Here is a 19,811-nt window from a genome sequence, read left to right on the forward strand (position 1 = left end):
AAGAGTTGTCGAAATTGAGAAGAGGTCAGGGAAACCCGACCTCTTCTCAATTTTGCTGGCGATCTTAGACCACGGCTCCGATGAACCCACCCGACTGGCGGTTCCACAGCGACGCATACAGTTCGTCCGCGTTCAGGAGGTCTTGGTGGGTACCGTTTTCGACAATCGTGCCGTCTTTGATCACAATAATCCGGTCCATTTCTGCAATTGTCGAAAGACGATGAGCGATGGCAATCACGGTTTTGCCTTGCATTACGGTCTGCAACGAAGACTGGATCTCTGCTTCGACTTCGCTGTCCAATGCGCTGGTGGCTTCATCAAGGATCAGGATCGGTGCGTCTTTCATGAAAACGCGTGCCAAGGCGATCCGTTGCCGTTGCCCGCCAGACAGTTTTACGCCCCGTTCGCCGACGTGGGCATCGTATCCTGTGCGTCCGTTGCTGTCAGTCAAATCACAAATAAAGTCATGGGCATGTGCTCGACGCGCGGCACTTTCGATTTGGCTTTGCATTATGTCCGGCTGCCCTAGGGCAATGTTGTCACGCACCGAGCGGTTCAAAAGGGCCGCTTGTTGGCTGACCATGCCGATGGCGTTGCGTAGGCTTTCAAGGTTGACGCTTCGCACGTCTTGGCCGTCTATCATGATTTGCCCGTCTTCGGGTTCGTAAAACCGCAAGATTAGGTTCACGAGCGTTGATTTTCCTGCGCCAGACGGACCGACCAGTCCTATTTTTTCACCGGCGCGAATGGTCAGGTTGATCCCGTCCAGCCCGCCTTTACCTTTACCGTAGTGGTGGTGCGCGTCATTGATGGTGATTTCACCGCCCTTCATCTCAAAATCAGGGAGCGTATCTGCCGAGGGAATGGCGAGCGGTTGGCTGATGGATCGCAATGCTTCCCGAACTGAGCCGACTTGTTGGAAGATCGACCATACCGCTTCGGAAACCCAATCCGCCATCGTGGTGATCCGCAAGCTCATGGCCATAGCGGCACTTACCAAACCGATGGATGCAGCACCTTGTGACCAAAGAAAAATGCCATAACCCACGAAGCCCACGATGATCACGCCTTCTAGCCAGACAGTTATTGTGCGCATCCCAACGCTGATTTGGCGCGTCAAAAACAGCTTTTCCCGAGTCGCCTCAAGGGAGGCTTTGTGATCCTCTTCGATATCTTGTCGGCGGGCAAAAAGACTGACGGTGTCAAAGTTTGAGAACACGTCAACAACGCCCCCCAATAAAGCAGATTTTGCCGCCATAAATGTTTCCATCGACCGCACCATGCGCGGAACAATCAACGTCATGAGCGTTACATACAATGCGAGCCATATGAACAGCGGAATAGCCAACCGGATATCGATGCCAGCCATGAAAGTGACGACCCCGACCATATAGACCAGTCCGAACGCCAAAGCGTTCAAAGCATGAAATATGACGTCTCCGGCGTAGTTCCCCATAAGAACCAAGCGTGACGCGGTCCGCCCTGCGAGGTCTTCTTGAAACCAGCCGACAGATTGTCTGGTTAAATGATCATAGGCGCGCCAGCGAAACAGGTTGGCGGAATTACAGCTGAGGCCGAATTCATTTACTGAATGCCGCGCGAACTGGCTTAGCGGACGGATCAAAATTATCATCACGGCTGCAAAAATCAGGCTCCAGCCATGGGTTTGCCAAATGTCGGCGGGCGACGTATCGGCAAGCATATCAATCAGTTTGCCCGCATAGCTGATCAACCAGACTTCCATGCTGGCGGCGAGAATAGTGACAAAGATGCTCAGGAAAAGGACACTGCGCAAAGGCCGCAGGTGGGATCGCAGATAGGGCCAGACCCGTGACGATGGCGTTTCTCCTGTCCCATGTACGTAGGGGTCAACGAGGTTTAGGACCCGCCGTGTCACCCATTCATATGCTCCAAACATAAATCCCGCCTTCCTGCTGTCTATGGTGGCGAGGTTGGGCGGGAAACTCAATGCAGGGCGGTACTGGCGGGTTCCAAAGTAAAAAGCCGCCCCCGATTGCTCGGGCGCGGCTTTCTAAAACGATGTGGTCAGTCTTAACCTTGGCGTGCTTTGAAACGACGCTGAGTCTTGTTGATCACGTAAACGCGGCCTTTACGACGCACAACGCGGCAATCGCGGTGGCGGTTTTTCAGCGACCGGAGGGAGTTGCGAACTTTCATGGTTCTATCCTTTGTCTCGCGGCGCGGTGAAAGGCGCCTTTGTTTCGTTTGTGCGCTGGTCAAATGCAGCGCGGCTTAAATTCGTGGTGGACGATACTGGGATTGAACCAGTGACCCCTTCGATGTCAACGAAGTGCTCTACCGCTGAGCTAATCATCCTTTTCCTTAACACATTCGACACGCCCTATAAACGAATAGGACGCGCTGAGCGCGCGTCGGTTGGGCGGTCTATATAAAGAGTCGGCATAGGGATCAAGGGCTTTTGGTAATTGAGCAAAATGCGTTACACTGAAACGCGAAAGGGTGACGTTTATGGCCTCACGGGCGCCAACATCGCATGATTTGTCCTACCTGTTGCACCGCCCCAAGGCGCGGTCAACGTCGGTTGTGTTCGCGTCACCCCATTCTGGACGTAAGTATCCGGAGTCATTTATGCGCCGAACGGTGCTGAATAAGCTTGAAATCAGGTCCTCCGAGGACGCTTTTGTTGATGATTTGTTTGCTGGGGCCGTGGATCACGGTGCACCTTTCTTGTTGTCACAGTCCCCGCGCGCCTACCTCGATCTGAACCGTGCGCCTGATGAGCTGGACCCTGCTGTGATCGAAGGTGTGCGAAGATCGTCACACAACCCACGTATTTCCAGCGGGCTGGGTGTGATTCCCCGGGTCGTGTCCAACGGGCGCGCGATTTACAACGGCAAGCTACCGTTGATTGAGGCGCATAACCGGATCGCGACAGTTTGGCGGCCCTATCATGACATGCTGCAAACCTTGATGGACGAAGCACACAACACCTTTGGTGAGGCGATTCTGGTTGATTGCCACTCCATGCCTCACGAAGCGCTTGAAAGTGTGTGCCCGTCAGGAGGGGCACGTCCTGATGTGGTGCTTGGGGATCGGTTCGGGGCAGCTGCCGCATCATCGGTGGTTGAACATATCGAAGCAGCCTTTGCGTCAGCTGGCTTTAAGGTGGCGCGTAACATGCCGTTCGCAGGGGCTTATATTTGTCAGCATTACGGCCGCCCCTCGCGTAGGCACCACGCAGTTCAGGTCGAAATTAACCGATCTCTTTATATGGACGAAGCCGCGATCAAGCCGAGCGCCGACTACGAAGCAGTCAAAGGGATTCTGGCTGGCGTTATCTCTGAGTTAGCAGATATCGGCCGCCCTGCGGCTAAGAGGCTCGCTGCGGAATAATCACCGCAACGCGCGTCCCTTTAGAATCGCATCCTTGCCAAACTTCTCACGAATCGCATCTGCTGCACGTTCTGCCTCTGCGCGCTTACCTGCGTTCGGATCTAGAAGATCGCCTTCGCGGTCAGCGTCGTCGGCGGCGACCAGTTCGGAAATTCCGACGCCTAACAGTCGGTAGGGGCCTTGATCGCCCACTTGGTCAAACAATATGCGTGCGGTGCGGTAAATTGTGTCGGCGAGTTGTGTCGGTTGGTGCAGGCTAATCCGTTTGCTGAGCAATTTGTGATCGGATTTTTTCAATTTCAACGTCACTACTCGGCCAGCTTTGTCTTTGGCCTTGGCGCGGTCAGATACCTTTTCGGCCAAACGCCAGATGTGCCCGTCAAGAATATCAACGTCGCTGGTGTCTTCGTAAAACGTTGTCTCGTTACTGAGCCCTTTGACAGGGGTGTGAGCGCTGATGCGGCGGGCATCTTCGCCCCGCGCAAGGGAATAGAGCCGATCCCCCATGCCGCCAAAACGATCATGCAGATCACGACGGTCCCATCGAAGCAGGTCATCAAAAGTGCGGATGCCCGCGGCGTCCAAAGATTGTTGGGCCACGGGGCCGATACCCCAGATCAGTTTTACGGGCTTTGGTCGTAGAAAATCGGTAGTTTCGGCTGCGCCGATCACAGAAAAACCGCGCGGTTTATCAAGGTCCGATGCAACCTTTGCGAGGAATTTGTTGTGACTAAGGCCAATGGACCCCGTGATCCCGATTTCATCCGCCATGCGTTTGGTAAGCCGTGCCAGCATCACGGCTGGCGGCGCACCGTGGAGCTTTGCTGTGCCCGAAAGGTCCATAAAGGCTTCGTCCAAGGATAGAGGTTCAACCGTGGGCGTAAGCTCATCCATTAGCGCGCGGACCTGCCGTGACACCTTGACGTATTCGTCCATGCGGCCGCGCACGACAACGGCTTCTGGACAGAGTTTGAGCGCCTGAAACATTGGCATCGCTGATCGTACGCCTTTGATGCGCGCGATGTAGCAGCAGGTGGAAACGACGCCGCGATGTCCGCCGCCGATGATGATGGGTTTGCCTTCCAGTTCTGGGTTGTCGCGTTTTTCGACGCTGGCGTAGAAGGCATCGCAATCCATATGCGCTATCGTCAGGTCGAACAATTCAGCGTGGCTTGTGACACGCGGCGACCGGCATGCCGGACAACGGGTTCCGGCATCAAAGGTATGTAAACAGGCGCGGCATAGGGCAGGCATGATCCGTGAATAAAGAGCAGTACCAGTTGTGGCAAGCGTGCTAGGTCAGACGCGATGATCAAGATAAAGGGGCGCGAGCAGATGACGGACGGCAGGTTTCACGGAGCGAAAGCGGCGATTTTCATCGGTGCTGACCTATTGATCTACCAACGGGATCGCGGTGTGATCTGGCCCGGGTATTGGGATTTTCCTGGGGGCGGGCGCGAAGGCGGAGAAACGCCCGAAGCCTGTTTGAAACGAGAGGTGTTTGAGGAATTCGGGCTGATATTGCCCGAGGTTGCAATAACGTGGGGCAAGGCGGTTCCGTCGATGGTGGTGCCGACAAATAACGCATGGTTTTTTGCGGTTCATTTGCCAGCCAGCGCAGCCAATGACATTCGGTTTGGAGACGAAGGTCAGCGTTATGCGCTCCGTCCTATGCACCATGTGATGAATATGCCGAATCTGGTGCCCGCCCTGCATTCGCGTCTACGGCAAATGTTGCGCGAAACGGGTGTCGCCCCTATCTAGAGTGTCATACGCATTGTTATGCCCCCAATTGAGGGCAGAAGACTTAGTAAGGACATTTCATGGACATCGAAAACATTATTACAGATTTGATTGGCGGCAATATCGTCCTGATCCTGCTTGCTGCATTCATTATCATCTGCATTCTGGTTGGTGTTCGCATCGTCCCGCAATCCGAAAAATTTGTAGTTGAACGGTTTGGCCGTCTGCGCTCGGTGCTTGGGCCGGGCATTAACTTTATCGTGCCTTTCTTGGACCGCGTTGCGCATAAAATCTCGATCCTTGAACGTCAGTTACCCGTAATGGGCCAAGACGCGATTACATCGGACAACGTGTTGGTGCAGGTCGAAACATCCGTGTTCTACCGTATCACTGAACCTGAAAAGACAGTTTATCGTATCCGTGACGTGGACGGCGCGATTTCGACAACTGTCGCAGGTATCGTTCGTTCCGAGATCGGTAAGATGGAATTGGACCAAGTGCAGGCGAACCGCACAGGCTTGATCCTTGCTATTCAGGATCAGTTGGCCGCACAGGTAGATGACTGGGGTATCGAAGTAACCCGCGCTGAAATTCTGGACGTGAATTTGGACGCCGCAACCCGTGCTGCTATGCTGCAACAGTTGAACGCCGAACGCGCCCGCCGCGCGCAGGTGACGGAAGCCGAAGGTATGAAGCGAGCTGTTGAGCTTCAGGCCGACGCTGAGCTTTATGCGGCGGAACAAGCCGCCAAAGCGCGCCGTGTGTCTGCAGACGCCGAAGCCTATGCAACGCAGGTTGTTGCGGTTGCGATTGCCGAGAACGGACTAGAGGCGGCGCAGTATCAAGTTGCGCTGAAACAGGTTGAGGCTGTCAACGCGATGAGCTCTTCGGCGGGTTCGAACACGGTTGTCCTCCCCGCGAGCTTGATCGAAAGCTTCGGCGACGCGTTCAACATGTTGAAAGGACGCAGCTGATGGGTTGGCATAATGAATGGTGGATCTGGATGGTGGCCGCACTTGTGCTTGCCATCGCCGAGGTCCTGATCCCGGGTTGGATCTTCTTCGGCTTTGCAGTCGGCGCCTTTTTCCTTGGGGCGGTTATCTGGCTGGGTCTTTTCACGGGGCTTTCGCTCGCGTGGTCGCTGGTGGTCTTTGCCGTGCTGTCACTTCTTGCCTATGTCATCATGCGCCAGATGTTCGGTATCCGTCGCGGGCAGGTTAAAATCTGGGACCGTGATATCAATGACTAACGCGCCTTTGGCGTAGTGATGTCCTCGACAGACCGTTTCACGGACAAAAAAAGGCCCCGCTCAAAAGGCGGGGCCAGTTTATCTGATCACGAGGAATTCGTGTCCGAGGGACAGTTCGGACAGAGGCAGTGACAGACGTTTCGAAAATCTAGAGAACCGCGTGCAAACCACCTTCGCGACCTGCCATCTTAAGGGCTTGCCGGCTCAAGCTTTGGCGCACAGTGGCTTCGTCCATGGTCAGTGCACCTGTTACGGAACACGGGTAGCGATATGTGCGGCCTTTGCGATCGATATCTACTCGGGCCTCATAGGCGCCCGTCGTAGGATTGTAGCGGATGTTTCCAAGTGAGATATTAGACATTGGATTGAACTCCTGTTGTCTGGATTAGCGTGTGCGTTGACGAACAGCGTGGCCCAATAAGGCGCGCTTCACCTGAGTTGGGTCGAGATTCATCGGACCCTCAACGTGGCAATCAAACTTCAGAGGTCCGTCATGCGTTGGTAAAACAACAGCGCCCCGAAAGGCTTTGCCAGTGTAGCGGATATCATTCAGTACAATCATCGTATTTCCCCTTTCGAGTAGATCAATCACTGATCTGGTGCAGGTGTCTTTCGTCTACACAACATCTGGGGATAACTTTGGATTTATGAAGGGGGAAGAAAACTCACGTTTTCACCCGATCCTGTGATTCAATGTCATAAAGTACAGCGCTAAAGGGATATTCCCTTGAAATTCAGCTGCTTGGGGTGTCCGTCCGTGCAGAGCGTAGTTCTGCCAATACAGCCTGTGCCGCGGCCTTTGGGTCTGGGTTTTGCCAGATCGGGCGGCCGACAACCACGTGATCTGCACCATTTGCGATGGCTTGAGCAGGAGTCGTGACCCGCTTCTGGTCACCCAAATCAGCGCCTGCTGGGCGCACTCCGGGTGTTACGATCAGTTTACCTTCGGCCTCTGGGAGCGCACGAATGAGAGCGGCCTCTTTTGGTGAAGCGATCACGCCATCTGCGCCGTTGGACAGCGCTGTGCCCGCGCGTTCTTGCACAAGATCAGTAATATCGCCGGCCTTGATACAGGACGCATCCAAGTCAGCGCGGTCCAACGAAGTCAGGATCGTTACGGCGAGGATTTTCATATCCGTGCCACCTTTGCCTTCGGCGGCAGCGCGGACGACATGCGGGTCACCGTGCACTGTAAGGAAGTCATGGCCAAAGCGAGACAGACCACGCACAGCGCTTTCGACGGTCGCGCCGATGTCGAACAGTTTCATATCAAGAAAGATGCGTTTGCCGTGTTCGTCAGACAATTCATTGGCCAAGGCTAAACCGCCGCCGGTCAACATGCCCAACCCGATCTTGTAGAAAGACACATCGTCACCCAGTTTTTGAGCCAACGCCAAGCCTTGCAGGGCATCAGGAACATCTAGTGCTACGATCAACTGGTCAGACGTGGTCATGGGGAGAGCTCCTGTGCTGTTGGGGTGGTCTTACGAAACCGCGCGGAAAGGGGCAAGCGGCGATGCCTTTCATCAGTCATCGGGGAGGTCAATCAGGACGGGGCGTTGCACGCCGTCCTTTGGGCGATATCCAAATTCGGCAAGGAGTTGCGCAGGCATGGTCGGGCTGGACCAGACGACCATAGCGCGATGATTGCGAATTTCATGCATGACGGCGTCATAGGTCAGATACAGGCCCCCCGAATTACTGTTGCCTTCGATGGCTAGGGACATCTTCAGAATAAGAAAAGAGCCAAGATGCTCGTCGTAGGTTTGCTGCAAGACAGCGGACTGAAGTGAAATCCGATGTGCAGTCTCGTCCGTACGAACGGCAAGGTGAGCGTCAAGGTAACCCTGCAACAGCGCAAGGTGCGGCTCCGCGAAAGGAGTATCAAGCGGGTGGGTTTGTAAAACAGCCAAGGCCGGAGCTGCGATTGCAAGGTCATCGACCGGAAGCGTGATCGTAAGATCGAGGCGTTCCTCAACTTTAGATAATGTCAGGACGCTTCCGGGTAGGGCGTGGGCACTGGCTTTCGCGAAGGTGACGACGGCCACAAGAAGAGCGAGCCCAAAGGCTCGCCCCGTTTTTGCGAAAGTCACTTTTAGTTTCCGCCGTAATCACTGGTAATGTCGCGCCAGACAGAATGCGGGTGGTCGCCTACTTCGCCTGTCGATTTGATTGTCTGCAATGAGAACTCTAACCAGAGCGAGGGCCCGTGGATACGCACGTAGTCGTCGGTCGTGTTGACCTCGGTTGTTCCAGAATAGCCAAGAACAGTTTCGTCCAGTTCTGCGGCGTACTTCTCCATAAAGGTTGCGGCGTCTACCGCGTTGAGATCGCCCACATAGGTTTCAATCGCGGCAAGTAGCAAAGCAACTTGTTCACTGCTCAGTTCGGTGACGGCCAGCCCTTCTTGTACGTCCAGAATGCCATCATCCGTTTGCGGCCCAGCAAGGATGTCGTGGTAGGTGCCTTCCAACAAAGCCGCCGCTTTCTGGTCGTCATCAAGCGAACGCAGCAAGGCGGCAAACGCTTCGCGTTCTTGCATCAACGGAATGTTTTCACGCCCATTCATGTAAAAACGAGGAAAGGGTTCAACACCTCGGAATGACGGGGTTGCACCCGCCAAGGCGCCATCAGTGTAGGTGTTGGTGAACGCCAAGTGGTGACCACCATAATAAAGTTGCCAAGTGCCTGTTTCGGCGGGTGTGCCGAGAAATGCAAACTTAGTGTTAAACGAGGAGTAACCTGCTTTGTAGTCGGTGCTGATCGTTCCGATGTAGTCATCGGCATTCAAGGTCTGCACCATTTCGTCAAAGCCTTCATTGTCGGTTCCGCTGGTGGCTTGCATCATGATCGCCTTGACGATTCCGCGTTGCTCGAGGCTGAATTCACCTAAAAACACGCCGGGTCGGTCGGGGAATGCGCCTGCCGGAAGGTTGCTCCAGTTTTGGGCTTCTTCGACGGAGTAATCATACTGCAGGTTTTCAAGCAGTTCTTCATCGTCGATTGATGCGATGAGAACATCCGTCAAGCAGAGCAAACGAGCGTAATCTTCTACGGCATCACATTCTGCGACCACGTCGGGAATTTGAACGGTACTCATCAAGGTGCTCGTGTCGCCTTGACGTGGATCGGCCTCTGGTCCGCCTTCGCCCGGGGGTCCACCAGCAGGTTGTGAGATGGCTGTTGTAACAGATGCACAAAGCGCGATTGCGCTCGCGAGAGGCTTAACTGACAGGGACATGTCCGTTCTCCGGTGTAATGGGCCAAGGAATCGTTCTTGGCCATTATTGCACTACGGTAACCACAATCAAATATAGGATTATCGCGGCACCCTAATCGGCGGCGTTGGGGCACGAGAACACAGCGCGGCACCCTTGAATTGGGCGGGCACGAACACCACATTTAGAACAAGGCCCCACTCAGTCTGTGCCGCATAGCGGGCAGCAATTTAAACGGGGCGCTTTAGAAGGAGAGACCACATGAATCTTGAAAAATTCACTGAACGGTCACGCGGTTTTATTCAGGCCGCACAGACCATTGCAATGCGCGAAAGCCATCAGCGGCTCGCGCCTGAACACCTACTCAAAGCTTTGCTGGATGACGATCAGGGGCTCGCTGCGAACCTGATCAATGCATCCGGCGGTGACGCAGCACTTGTTCTTCAAAACGTCGACATCGCTATGGCCAAACTGCCGCAAGTGTCCGGTGACGCTGCGCAGACCTATATGGATGGCACGACCGGTAAGATTCTTGCCGAAGCAGAAAAGTTGGCCAGCAAGGCCGGCGATAGCTTTGTGCCGGTCGAACGTATTTTGATGGCGCTTGCGATGGTGAAATCGAAAGCCAAAGACGCGCTTGATGCCGGTAAGGTCACAGCCCAAGGGCTGAACGCTGCGATTAATGACATTCGCAAGGGCCGCACCGCTGATACGGCGAATGCCGAAGAAGGCTATGATGCACTAAAGAAATATGCGCTCGACCTGACCGCACGTGCGCGCGAAGGCAAGATTGACCCGATCATCGGTCGTGACGAAGAAATTCGTCGCGCTATGCAGGTTTTGTCACGTCGTACAAAGAACAACCCTGTTCTGATCGGGGAGCCTGGCGTTGGTAAAACGGCGATTGCCGAGGGGTTGGCATTGAGGATCGTAGACGGCGATGTGCCAGAATCCCTGCGCAATAAATCGCTTTTGTCGCTAGACATGGGCGCATTGATTGCTGGTGCAAAATATCGCGGCGAATTTGAAGAACGCCTCAAGGCCGTTCTCAACGAAGTTACCGAAGCCGCTGGCGAAGTGATCCTGTTTATCGACGAAATGCACACGCTTGTGGGCGCGGGCAAAGGCGACGGCGCGATGGATGCCGCCAACCTGATTAAACCCGCTCTGGCGCGCGGTGAATTGCACTGTATCGGTGCGACAACGTTGGACGAGTATCGCAAATACGTTGAAAAGGACGCGGCCCTTGCCCGTCGTTTCCAGCCGCTTGTGGTGCAAGAACCGACCGTCGAAGACACGGTTTCCATTCTGCGGGGTATCAAGGAGAAATACGAACTTCACCACGGTGTGCGGATTTCTGACAGCGCCTTGGTGAGCGCCGCGACCCTGTCGCATCGTTATATCACCGACCGTTTCTTGCCCGATAAAGCAATTGACCTTGTAGACGAGGCGGCCAGCCGTTTGCGGATGGAAGTCGACTCTAAACCGGAAGAGCTTGATGCGCTTGATCGTCAGATCATGCAGCTTCAAATCGAAGCCGAAGCTCTGCGTCTTGAGGATGATCAAGCGTCGAAAGATCGCCTTGAAACTCTTGAGGGTGAGTTGTCGAACTTGCAGGAAAAATCGGCAAGCATGACGGCGAAATGGCAGGCAGAACGCGATAAGCTCGAAGGGGCGCGTGGGCTGAAAGAACAGCTGGATCGTGCTCGCGCTGAATTGGACATCGCAAAACGCGAAGGCAATCTGCAAAAAGCGGGTGAGCTGTCTTATGGCGTGATTCCTGACCTCGAAAAGCAACTTGGCGAAGCCGAGGAGCAAAGCGATGAAGGGCCTCTCGTCGAAGAAGCCGTACGTCCCGAGCAAATCGCGAGCGTGGTCGAGCGTTGGACAGGGGTACCTGTCGCTAAGATGCTGGAAGGCGAACGCGAAAAACTGCTGCGCATGGAAGATGGGCTGCATAAACGCGTTATCGGGCAGAACTCTGCTGTGAAAGCCGTGGCGAATGCCGTGCGCCGCGCGCGTGCTGGATTGAATGACGAGAACCGCCCCCTTGGGTCGTTCTTGTTCCTTGGGCCAACCGGTGTCGGTAAGACCGAGCTGACCAAAGCGGTGGCCGAGTTCCTGTTCGACGATGACAACGCCATGGTTCGGATCGATATGTCTGAGTTCATGGAGAAGCACGCCGTGGCACGTCTGATTGGTGCGCCTCCGGGATACGTTGGGTATGAAGAAGGCGGTGTGTTGACCGAAGCGGTTCGCAGACGCCCCTATCAGGTGATCCTGTTTGACGAAGTCGAAAAAGCCCACCCCGATGTGTTTAACGTTCTGTTGCAGGTTCTCGATGACGGTGTTCTGACCGATGGTCAGGGTCGCACTGTGGACTTCAAGCAAACGCTGATCATCCTGACGTCCAACCTTGGGTCGCAAGCGCTCAGCCAGTTGCCAGAAGGATCGGACGCGAGCGACGCCAAGCGCGATGTGATGAATGCGGTGCGGGCACACTTTAGGCCCGAGTTCCTCAACCGTCTGGACGAAACCGTCATCTTTGACCGTCTCGCACGGGATGACATGGACGGGATCGTCGACATCCAGATGGCACGTCTGCTCAAGCGTTTGGCCGCTCGCAAGATCACGCTCGATCTTGATGAAGGGGCGCGCAAATGGTTGGCCGACGAAGGCTATGACCCTGTGTTCGGGGCGCGGCCTTTAAAGAGGGTGATCCAACGTGCCTTGCAGGATCCATTGGCAGAAATGCTGCTGGCGGGTGATGTGAAAGACGGTAGCACTGTTTCGGTTTCCGCAGGAGCTGACGGGCTTTTGGTTGGCGACCGCGTTAGTGAATCCAACCGTCCAAAACCAGATGATGCTGTGGTTCACTAAGCACTGGCATTTCAACACGACAAAAAAGTCCCTCAGCTTTGCTGGGGGGCTTTTTACTTTTTAGGCAAGTGGTAAGGCTGGCGGCCACCGATGCGAGCATATCCCACGAGTGTGCAGGCGGCGCAGGCCGCGCGTTTTGTAGTTCCGAAATGCTGTGCTAGGGTCAAAGGATGGATGGAACCACACTTATTTTCTATGCAGTTGTTTGCGGTTGCTTGAGCGTCGTTGCGCCTAAATTTCCGGGCTTTTCAGTCCGGCTCGGTGTGGGCGCAGCTGTGGGCATATTGGCGGCGAGTGTGCTTCCATACATCCAAAATATTATGAACGGGTATTAAGTCGTCAGGGTAACGCCATCGGTGCCGATCTGAAACCGCCCGTTGAAATGTTTCCGAATTTCCGCGACCCAATGGGCTTCGGTAAAATCAGGATCTCCGTCCGGAACCATATGGGTTAGCGCGAGTTGTTTGACGCCCGCGTCTTGCGCGATGCGGCCTACGTCTTCGGCGCTGGTGTGGCTGCGTAGAATATGGGTGCGAAGACGGTCGTCGCCATTTGTCATTCGCGCCACGAGGGCTTCGACCCCTTCGATCAACATTGCTTCGTGCACAAGGATGTCGGCACTTTCGGCAAAATCGATCATTTCGGGCATAAAGGCTGTGTCACCTGACACAACAATGCGTTTTCCAGCACAATCAAATCGCAGGGCGTAGGTGTCATGGATGGGCGGGTGGAGGTTGCGCATCGCTTGCAGGGATACGTCGCCAATTGCGGTTGGACCATCCGTGATCACTTCGATCTCGGCCAGTGGTGCGAGAGGGCAGCGGCCCTCATCGTCTTGGCGAAGTTTGATGTCGAAAGCCATCGAAGACAAAAAACCGTCCCAATAGGCCTGCAAACCCTCAGGGCCGATAACGCGAATGGGGCGGTTCAACCCAGCTGTCCACGCGGTGTGAAAGAAAGGCCCAAGCTCGAGGTAGTGATCCGAGTGTAGGTGGGTGATAACGATGCAATCTATCCCCGTCAGTGGCACGCCAGCATCACAAATCCCGCGGGTGCAACCAAGCCCTGCATCGATCAGGATGGTCTGCCCGCCCATGCGTAACAGATTGGATGTCGGCATGTTTGATCCGGGCCGAATAGCGGGTCCGCCTTTTACACCCATCAAGGTGATTGACGATGTCATTGCTGTCAAATGAGCGACTTTCCGGCGATCTTTGCGGCACGGAGTGGCAAAGCCTTTTGCAATACGTTGACCGAGATCGGTCCTGTGGCATGCAATGTAGCCTGCAGATCCATCATCGACCGTCTAACTGGGCTTGGACCTGAGGTTAGATTGGGAATTGGGGCCGTGCGCTGGTGTTGCTGATCGGAGCGCGTCAGCTTTCCAAGCGGATCGATCCCGCCGTCTCTTGGGGGTTGAGGCGCGTCACGCCGATGCACACGCTTGAAACGGGTTAATAGCTTGTTGGGATCAACCTCAGCTTCGTGCTTCTTTGACTTAAAAAGACGATTCATTGCGTCTCCAGTATTGCGTTACCGATTTTGGTTCACGGCTCACAATTAACGATAAATCTGCCTTCAATGGGGTGATTTTGAAGCACAATAAGGCAAAAAACTGGCAATGTGTGGTGTTCTTACACCTTATTCGCCCATTTCATCCGCTGTTTCAGTTGTTTTTCTCAACGACGGAAGACCGACGCCCGTCGCTTCGAACCCGCCATCGACGGCGATTGTCTGACCCGTCATATAGCTGGCCTTGTCGGACACCAAGAAGGCGATGACTTCACCGATTTCATTCTCGGTCCCATAGCGGTTCAGCGGAATTGCATCGTGATAGGCGTCGATAATGTCTTGCGAGTGGACGGCCATCGCGAGCTTCGTGCGCACTGGGCCGGGGCATACTGTATTGGCTCGGACGCCATATTCACCAAGCTCGGCGGCTTGCTGGAGTGTGAGTTGGATCACCGCAGCCTTAGATGTGCCATAGGCGACGCGGAGCGTTGACGCGCGAAGGCCTGAAATACTGGCGATATTTACAATGGCACCTTTGGTTTTCTTGAGCGCGGGAATAGCCGCCTGCGAACACAGGAACACGCCGTCCAGATTGGTTTCCATGACCGTTTTCCAACGGCTGAAATCGGTTGCCTCTATCGGGCCAAAATCGGCGACACCTGCATTGTTTATCAATGCATCAATTCGTCCGAAATGGCGCAGCGTTTCAGTAACCATGCCATCTACGGCAACGGGATCTGACACATCGCAATCAATGCCATGTACGTTGGTTCTTGTATTTATAGCGTCGGCGAGAGCACCACCGTCGCGATCGACCATCGCGACCTGCCAGCCTTGTGACAAAAGGATGTCGGTCGTTGCCAACCCAATGCCGCGCGCGGCCCCTGTGATAATTGCTGTTTTGGTCATGGTTAGCCCTCGTGAAACCGCACAGTGGCAAGTGAACGACAGGGAGTAAACAGCTATCCTAGCCCGATAGGCTCAACTGCGCCATATTGTTGACAATTTTTGGCCAGCCTATCGCCATAGAGTAGAGTGTCCTTAACACTAGGGAAAGCAAAAGTTCTCAATTACGTGAAGCGGTTGACCGATTGCTAGCCATTCTATTGTCTGTACTCTAACGGTTTCCAAAAATAGGCGATTTCCAATGTTTTCCAGTTTCTCGATGTCCGTTTTTGAAGGTCTCGCTGTGGCTTTCATCCTCATTGTCGGGGCCGTCATTCTATTGGTTCTCGTGCTCGGAATTATTGATCGCACCCAGACCGAGGATGCGATCCGTCGCAATTATCCAGTGGTTGGCAGGTTTCGTTATCTGTTCTCTGCGCTGGGCGAGTTTTTCCGCCAATACTTCTTTGCCATGGATCGCGAAGAGCTGCCGTTCAACCGCGCGCAAAGGGATTGGGTGAAACATACAGCGGATGGGGGCAGTAGCACTTTGGCGTTTGGATCGACTCGCAATCTGTCTATTCCCGGTACGCCAATCTTTACCAATGCTGCATTTCCGCCCTTGGACAATCAATTTGCCAGCACCGAGAAACTGGTTATCGGGCCGAACACCCGCGTGCCCTATGAGGCAAAGTCTATCTTCAACTTGTCAGGCATGTCCTATGGGGCAATCTCAAAGCCGGCAGTGCAGGCGCTGTCAAAAGGCTGCGCCGCTGCGGGCATCTGGATGAACACTGGCGAGGGCGGACTGTCACCCTATCACTTGGAAGGTGACTGCGACATCGTCTTTCAGATGGGTACCGCGAAGTTCGGCGTGCGGGATGCGGATGGCGCATTGGACGACGAAAAGCTGCGCAAAGTGGCGGAAACGCCACAAGTCAAAATGATTGAGATTAAGCTCGCTCAGGGGGCTAAACCCGGTAAGGGTGGCATCCTTCCGGCCGCCAAGATCAGTGCTGAGATCGCAGAGATTCGTGGCCTACCTAAGGGACAAGACGGAATCAGCCCGAACCGCCATGCGGAAGTAGACGACTGGGATGACCTGCTCGATTTTATTGCCCACGTGCGCGAGGTGTCGGGCCTGCCGACGGGAATCAAAACCGTTCTCGGGTCAGAGGCCGCTATGGCGGAGTTCTTTGATGTGATCGTTGCACGTGGCGTTGAGTCCGCTCCGGATTTCATCACGCTTGATGGGGGCGAAGGCGGCACAGGGGCTGCGCCGATGCCGTTGATGGATTTGGTGGGCGTGTCGATCCGCGAAGCTTTACCTCTGGTGACCGCATTGCGTAATGAGCGTGGCCTCAAGGATCGTATCCGTGTCGTGGCTTCGGGCAAACTGGTTAACCCCGGTGATATTGCTTGGGCGCTTTGTGCAGGCGCTGATTTTGTGACTTCTGCGCGGGGGTTCATGTTTAGCCTTGGCTGCATTCAAGCACTTAAATGTAACAAGAACACATGCCCAACAGGGATCACCACACACGACCCTCGGTTTCAAAAAGGTCTCGTGCCGGCAGAAAAATGGGAACACGTTGCCGCCTACGCCAAAGGAATCGTCAAAGAAGTCGAAACCATTGCCCATTCTGTAGGTGTGCCGGAACCGCGCAAAATGCGCCGCGATCACGTGCGGATTGTTCAGCCTGACGGCACGAGCACACCGCTTTCGGTGCTTTATCCGTCATAACCTTCTTCAAACGTTACAGTTCCCCCGCGCAGATGTGAGGCGGCTTCTAGTGACCTGTGATCACTCTTCCTTATATAGAGAGTGAAACTTGAAACGGAGAACGCCCCAATGGCCCACCGCTGGACAAACACTTACACTGCTTCTGATGTCACACCGAAAGGCGTTTGGCTTAATCGCCGTGCCGTTTTGGCGGGGATGACGGGCCTTGCTGCTGCGGGCGGTCTTGCAGGGCAGGCGGCGGCGCAGCAAGCCCCACTTGAGCCGAACACGTTGGAAGAAATCACCAGCTACAATAACTTTTATGAATTCGGCACAGGCAAAGATGACCCCGCCAAGAATTCTGGCGACATGGTTACAGACCCTTGGGAAGTTACAATCGACGGTATGGTCGACAATCCGGGCACCTTTTCTTTGCAAGACTTGATTTCCGATATGACCATGGAAGAACGTATCTACCGTTTCCGTTGCGTTGAAGCATGGTCGATGGTTGTACCATGGAATGGTTTTGAATTGGCAGATCTGCTGGAAAAGGCGGGCGTTCAGTCCGGAGCGACCCATGTTGCATTTGAAACTGCTGTGATGCCGGAAGTCATGCCTGGTGTGCGCAACCGAGTGATCGATTTCCCATATGTCGAAGGGCTGCGTTTGGATGAAGCCATGCACCCGCTCACGCTGATGGCGACCGGAATCTATGGCGAACCTTTGGCCAATCAGAACGGCGCGCCGATCCGGCTGGTGGTGCCGTGGAAGTATGGCTTCAAGTCGATTAAATCTATCGTGCGGATCACTTTGACCGACGAACAGCCAAAGGCCACATGGAATGACATCAATGCACGCGAATATGGCTTCTACAGTAATGTGAACCCAGAAGTGGACCACCCGCGCTGGTCACAAGCCTCTGAGCGTATGATTGGCGGCGGGTTGTTTGCATCACGCCAAGACACGCTGATGTTCAACGGCTATCCCGAAGTTGCCAGCCTTTATGAAGGCATGGATTTGAGCGTAGATTTCTAATGATCGACACCATTAACGCCGCCGCCCGTAAGGTTCCTGCTTGGGTGCTCTATATCTTGCTGATCCTGCCGATCCCGTATCTGTTCTATAGTGCGGCGACGGGTGGGATGGGCGTTGAGCCGATCAACGCACTTGAGCGAGAGATAGGTGAGCTGTCGTTAAAGCTGATTATCTTTGGCCTGCTCATTACGCCATTGCGTAAATACCTGAAGCTGAACCTGCTAAAGTTTCGCCGTGCCATCGGTGTCATGGCGTTTGTTTATGTCGCGGTGCATCTGGGCATTTGGGTGGTGTTGGATATGTCGCTGCGGTTTGACCAAATGTGGAGCGATATTTGGAAACGTCCTTATATCACTATCGGCATGGTCGCATTCGTCGCGATGATCCCGTTGGCGGTGACATCTAACAACCTGTCCGTTCGTAAGTTGGGGGGCGCGGCGTGGCGCAAGTTGCACAAGCTGGTTTATCCCATCGCGGTCCTTGGGGCGGTGCACTTTATAATGGTGCAAAAGGTGTGGGAGGTTGAACCTATGGTTTATCTTGCGGTTGTCGTCGCCCTGATCGGGACCCGTTATGTACCGAACATTAAAGCTCGGCTGTCGACAAGCGTTTAGGCTGCCGGTCTTTCAATCTTGAAATGCGAATTGACTGGTGTTCGCACCGGCGCCTGTTAGCGTCCGCCTATGGATAATCGCACGACTAAAAAAGCCACGATCCTTATCATGGCACTCTTCTTTCTTCAGCCGATGGCTTTCGGTGCATGGCTGGCACTGATCCCTTATATAAAGGAAACGCTTGGCCTGTCGAAATCCGACCTTGCCCTAGCTTTGCTTGGAATGCCGATTGCACTGATCCCGACATTGCAGTTAGCCAGTCGGATCGTTGCCAAGATCGGGCCGCGTAAAACGTTTGCTTTTATGTTGCCGATACAGACAGCGGCGGTGCTTTTGCCGTTTATGGCCAGCGGCGTGGTAAGCTTGTTTCTATCCTTGGCGGTACTGGGCGCATTTGTGGCGTTCCTTGAGGTGGCGTTGAACACCTACGCTGGACGCCTAGAGAAATCCGCTGACCTTCACATCATGTCCAGATGCCATGGTTTTTGGGCCTTGGGTGTCATGGCGGGATCATTGCTCGCGACTGTGTTGATTGTCGTTGGGCCAGCCTTGGGTGTTTTCCTTGTCGCTGCAATGTCGGCATTGATCGGTGTATGGGCCGGTTTGAGCCTGCCGCGCCTCTTGGGTGAAGAAGATAATGCATCCGTAAAACCCCAACGGCTTAGAGAAATGCCAAAAGCACTCTTCGTTATCTCTCTCTTTGTATTGTGTGTGACCATGGTCGAAGGCGCGATGTCGGATTGGGCTGCGGTTTATCTCGCGGAACGCTGGGGAGGGATGTCCGAAGATGCAGGCATCGCGGTTTCCATCTTCGCGGGGTTCTTAGCCGTGGGGCGATTTGTCGGTGATGCGTTGCGACGCAGGTATGGGGCGCAGGCCATCGCACGGCTGACTGTGAGCTTGGCGATTGCGGGAATTGCATGTCTAATATTGCCATTCGGTGTTGCAGCCGTTTTTGTCGGGTTCGCCTTAATCGGACTTGGAGTGTCGGTCGCCTTTCCATTGGGCATTTCTGCAGCGGCTGGGTTGGACAACACACATGAAGCACAGAACATCGCGACCATGGCGATGATTGGAATCTGCGGGATTCTGATCGGACCGCCCTTAATTGGCTTCGTGGCAGAGTCTTTTTCGCTTCGTGCTGCTTTTATGTGCCTGATTCCGGGGTTGATCCTATCTTTTTGGCTGTCGCGGATCTTTTCAAGGCAGTGAATCGGGACTGAGTTCAGTGATATTTACGAAAACACGGCCACTTTCTCCCCTAAGTATCCGCTTCATTCGACTGAATCACGCGATTCAAATTTGGAAACGGTCGAAAGGGCGCGCCGATTCAGTGCGCGTTTCAGCCTGCCTTGTGCACATGTCTGTGGATAACGCAGCATCTAGTGTTAGCGCCCCAAGCGCGAAGGTAACAAAATTACGAATGACCTAGGGTCGCACGTAGTTTTCGACAACCAAGGCTTTGAAATTCAACGAAAAACAAGAAAATGACAGAAATGTGCATTTTCTTTAAAAAAGGGGTTGCGGGTTTGGGTGACTGACCGTAGAACCCCCTTCATCAGCAACGCAGCAAGCGGCGC

At 54.3% G+C, this 19,811-nt stretch carries 20 protein-coding genes and 1 tRNA gene; 9 read left to right on the top strand and 12 right to left on the bottom strand.

Annotated features, from left to right (window positions below; genetic code table 11):
- Positions 1-64: 64 nt before the first annotated feature.
- The 3 genes from L0666_RS14990 to L0666_RS15000 form a co-directional block, all read right to left on the bottom strand.
- Entirely contained in the window at positions 65-1,918 is a 1,854-nt protein-coding gene (locus L0666_RS14990) for an ABC transporter ATP-binding protein (RefSeq protein WP_235262177.1), read from the bottom strand.
- Between the two features lie 134 nt (positions 1,919-2,052).
- On the bottom strand, positions 2,053-2,178 hold the full coding sequence (gene ykgO, locus L0666_RS14995; protein WP_005850168.1) for a type B 50S ribosomal protein L36: 126 nt from the start codon (positions 2,176-2,178) through the stop codon (positions 2,053-2,055).
- A gap of 84 nt (positions 2,179-2,262) precedes the next feature.
- Positions 2,263-2,337 (bottom strand) — tRNA-Val (locus tag L0666_RS15000).
- 153 nt (positions 2,338-2,490) lie between these two features.
- Between L0666_RS15000 and L0666_RS15005 the strand changes: the two genes are divergently transcribed.
- Positions 2,491-3,375, top strand: a complete 885-nt coding sequence (locus tag L0666_RS15005) for an N-formylglutamate amidohydrolase (protein WP_235262178.1) — start codon at positions 2,491-2,493, stop codon at positions 3,373-3,375.
- On the opposite strand, the gene L0666_RS15010 is transcribed toward L0666_RS15005, so the two are convergent.
- Entirely contained in the window at positions 3,376-4,629 is a 1,254-nt protein-coding gene (locus L0666_RS15010) for a DNA polymerase IV (RefSeq protein ID WP_235262179.1), read from the bottom strand.
- A gap of 54 nt (positions 4,630-4,683) precedes the next feature.
- On the opposite strand from L0666_RS15010, the gene L0666_RS15015 reads away from it, so the two are divergent.
- The 3 genes from L0666_RS15015 to L0666_RS15025 are packed head-to-tail and all read left to right on the top strand — an operon-like array spanning position 4,684 to position 6,367.
- Positions 4,684-5,139, top strand: coding sequence for an NUDIX domain-containing protein (locus L0666_RS15015; protein ID WP_235262180.1), 456 nt, complete (start codon positions 4,684-4,686; stop codon positions 5,137-5,139).
- Between the two features lie 59 nt (positions 5,140-5,198).
- Positions 5,199-6,092: an SPFH domain-containing protein gene (locus L0666_RS15020; protein ID WP_235262181.1), complete on the top strand. Its 894-nt coding sequence runs from the start codon at positions 5,199-5,201 to the stop codon at positions 6,090-6,092.
- Entirely contained in the window at positions 6,092-6,367 is a 276-nt protein-coding gene (locus tag L0666_RS15025) for an NfeD family protein (RefSeq protein ID WP_235262182.1), read from the top strand. The genes L0666_RS15020 and L0666_RS15025 overlap by 1 nt, the downstream gene beginning before the upstream one ends.
- Positions 6,368-6,515: 148 nt before the next feature.
- On the opposite strand, the gene L0666_RS15030 is transcribed toward L0666_RS15025, so the two are convergent.
- The 5 genes from L0666_RS15030 to L0666_RS15050 form a co-directional block, all read right to left on the bottom strand.
- The gene (locus L0666_RS15030) at positions 6,516-6,728 is read right to left on the bottom strand and encodes an orotidine 5'-phosphate decarboxylase (protein WP_235262183.1); all 213 of its coding nucleotides are present in this window, start codon (positions 6,726-6,728) and stop codon (positions 6,516-6,518) included.
- Between the two features lie 24 nt (positions 6,729-6,752).
- Positions 6,753-6,929 (bottom strand): hypothetical protein, encoded by a 177-nt coding sequence (locus L0666_RS15035; protein WP_235262184.1) that lies wholly within the window; start codon positions 6,927-6,929, stop codon positions 6,753-6,755.
- A 172-nt stretch (positions 6,930-7,101) separates the two neighbouring features.
- On the bottom strand, positions 7,102-7,821 hold the full coding sequence (gene pyrF, locus L0666_RS15040) for an orotidine-5'-phosphate decarboxylase (protein ID WP_235262185.1): 720 nt from the start codon (positions 7,819-7,821) through the stop codon (positions 7,102-7,104).
- A gap of 72 nt (positions 7,822-7,893) precedes the next feature.
- A complete protein-coding gene (locus L0666_RS15045) occupies positions 7,894-8,460 on the bottom strand; it encodes a hypothetical protein (RefSeq protein WP_235262186.1) in 567 nt (188 codons plus the stop codon).
- Between the two features lie 2 nt (positions 8,461-8,462).
- Entirely contained in the window at positions 8,463-9,608 is a 1,146-nt protein-coding gene (locus L0666_RS15050) for a DUF3500 domain-containing protein (protein WP_235262187.1), read from the bottom strand.
- A gap of 238 nt (positions 9,609-9,846) precedes the next feature.
- On the opposite strand from L0666_RS15050, the gene clpB reads away from it, so the two are divergent.
- A complete protein-coding gene (clpB, locus tag L0666_RS15055) occupies positions 9,847-12,465 on the top strand; it encodes an ATP-dependent chaperone ClpB (RefSeq protein ID WP_235262188.1) in 2,619 nt (872 codons plus the stop codon).
- Positions 12,466-12,796: 331 nt separating this feature from the next.
- Here the strand turns inward: clpB and L0666_RS15060 are convergent, their stop codons facing one another.
- The 3 genes from L0666_RS15060 to L0666_RS15070 all read right to left on the bottom strand — a co-directional run bounded on the left by L0666_RS15060 (position 12,797) and on the right by L0666_RS15070 (position 14,886).
- Positions 12,797-13,648: an MBL fold metallo-hydrolase gene (locus L0666_RS15060; protein ID WP_235262189.1), complete on the bottom strand. Its 852-nt coding sequence runs from the start codon at positions 13,646-13,648 to the stop codon at positions 12,797-12,799.
- Positions 13,649-13,653: 5 nt separating this feature from the next.
- A complete protein-coding gene (locus L0666_RS15065; protein WP_235262190.1) occupies positions 13,654-13,980 on the bottom strand; it encodes a hypothetical protein in 327 nt (108 codons plus the stop codon).
- A gap of 126 nt (positions 13,981-14,106) precedes the next feature.
- The gene (locus tag L0666_RS15070; protein ID WP_235262191.1) at positions 14,107-14,886 is read right to left on the bottom strand and encodes an SDR family NAD(P)-dependent oxidoreductase; all 780 of its coding nucleotides are present in this window, start codon (positions 14,884-14,886) and stop codon (positions 14,107-14,109) included.
- A 238-nt stretch (positions 14,887-15,124) separates the two neighbouring features.
- Between L0666_RS15070 and L0666_RS15075 the strand changes: the two genes are divergently transcribed.
- The 4 genes from L0666_RS15075 (at position 15,125) to L0666_RS15090 (ending at position 19,443) form a co-directional block, all read left to right on the top strand.
- Positions 15,125-16,603, top strand: coding sequence for an FMN-binding glutamate synthase family protein (locus tag L0666_RS15075; protein WP_235262192.1), 1,479 nt, complete (start codon positions 15,125-15,127; stop codon positions 16,601-16,603).
- A 108-nt stretch (positions 16,604-16,711) separates the two neighbouring features.
- Complete coding sequence (gene msrP, locus L0666_RS15080; RefSeq protein WP_235262193.1) at positions 16,712-17,617, top strand: protein-methionine-sulfoxide reductase catalytic subunit MsrP; 906 nt, start codon at positions 16,712-16,714, stop codon at positions 17,615-17,617.
- The gene (gene msrQ / locus L0666_RS15085) at positions 17,617-18,231 is read left to right on the top strand and encodes a protein-methionine-sulfoxide reductase heme-binding subunit MsrQ (protein ID WP_235262194.1); all 615 of its coding nucleotides are present in this window, start codon (positions 17,617-17,619) and stop codon (positions 18,229-18,231) included. The genes msrP and msrQ overlap by 1 nt, the downstream gene beginning before the upstream one ends.
- A 108-nt stretch (positions 18,232-18,339) precedes the next feature.
- A complete protein-coding gene (locus L0666_RS15090) occupies positions 18,340-19,443 on the top strand; it encodes an MFS transporter (protein WP_235262195.1) in 1,104 nt (367 codons plus the stop codon).
- The last annotated feature ends 368 nt before the right edge of the window (positions 19,444-19,811 follow it).

It is taken from the genome of Octadecabacter algicola, assembly GCF_021532625.1.
GTDB lineage: Bacteria > Pseudomonadota > Alphaproteobacteria > Rhodobacterales > Rhodobacteraceae > Octadecabacter > Octadecabacter algicola.

Bases quoted from the DNA above. Each gene is read 5' to 3' on its own strand.
- L0666_RS15005 (WP_235262178.1), top strand. From the start codon at position 2,491: ATGGCCTCACGGGCGCCAACATCGCATGATTTGTCCTACCTGTTGCAC.
- clpB (WP_235262188.1), top strand. From the start codon at position 9,847: ATGAATCTTGAAAAATTCACTGAACGGTCACGCGGTTTTATTCAGGCC.
- ykgO (WP_005850168.1), bottom strand. From the start codon at position 2,178: ATGAAAGTTCGCAACTCCCTCCGGTCGCTGAAAAACCGCCACCGCGAT.
- L0666_RS15070 (WP_235262191.1), bottom strand. From the start codon at position 14,886: ATGACCAAAACAGCAATTATCACAGGGGCCGCGCGCGGCATTGGGTTG.
- L0666_RS15010 (WP_235262179.1), bottom strand. From the start codon at position 4,629: ATGCCTGCCCTATGCCGCGCCTGTTTACATACCTTTGATGCCGGAACC.
- L0666_RS15020 (WP_235262181.1), top strand. From the start codon at position 5,199: ATGGACATCGAAAACATTATTACAGATTTGATTGGCGGCAATATCGTC.
- L0666_RS15050 (WP_235262187.1), bottom strand. From the start codon at position 9,608: ATGTCCCTGTCAGTTAAGCCTCTCGCGAGCGCAATCGCGCTTTGTGCA.
- L0666_RS15030 (WP_235262183.1), bottom strand. From the start codon at position 6,728: ATGTCTAATATCTCACTTGGAAACATCCGCTACAATCCTACGACGGGC.
- pyrF (WP_235262185.1), bottom strand. From the start codon at position 7,821: ATGACCACGTCTGACCAGTTGATCGTAGCACTAGATGTTCCTGATGCC.
- L0666_RS15015 (WP_235262180.1), top strand. From the start codon at position 4,684: ATGATCAAGATAAAGGGGCGCGAGCAGATGACGGACGGCAGGTTTCAC.
- L0666_RS15075 (WP_235262192.1), top strand. From the start codon at position 15,125: ATGTTTTCCAGTTTCTCGATGTCCGTTTTTGAAGGTCTCGCTGTGGCT.
- L0666_RS14990 (WP_235262177.1), bottom strand. From the start codon at position 1,918: ATGTTTGGAGCATATGAATGGGTGACACGGCGGGTCCTAAACCTCGTT.
- L0666_RS15025 (WP_235262182.1), top strand. From the start codon at position 6,092: ATGGGTTGGCATAATGAATGGTGGATCTGGATGGTGGCCGCACTTGTG.
- L0666_RS15060 (WP_235262189.1), bottom strand. From the start codon at position 13,648: ATGACATCGTCAATCACCTTGATGGGTGTAAAAGGCGGACCCGCTATT.
- L0666_RS15065 (WP_235262190.1), bottom strand. From the start codon at position 13,980: ATGAATCGTCTTTTTAAGTCAAAGAAGCACGAAGCTGAGGTTGATCCC.
- L0666_RS15090 (WP_235262195.1), top strand. From the start codon at position 18,340: ATGGCACTCTTCTTTCTTCAGCCGATGGCTTTCGGTGCATGGCTGGCA.
- msrP (WP_235262193.1), top strand. From the start codon at position 16,712: ATGGCCCACCGCTGGACAAACACTTACACTGCTTCTGATGTCACACCG.
- msrQ (WP_235262194.1), top strand. From the start codon at position 17,617: ATGATCGACACCATTAACGCCGCCGCCCGTAAGGTTCCTGCTTGGGTG.
- L0666_RS15035 (WP_235262184.1), bottom strand. From the start codon at position 6,929: ATGATTGTACTGAATGATATCCGCTACACTGGCAAAGCCTTTCGGGGC.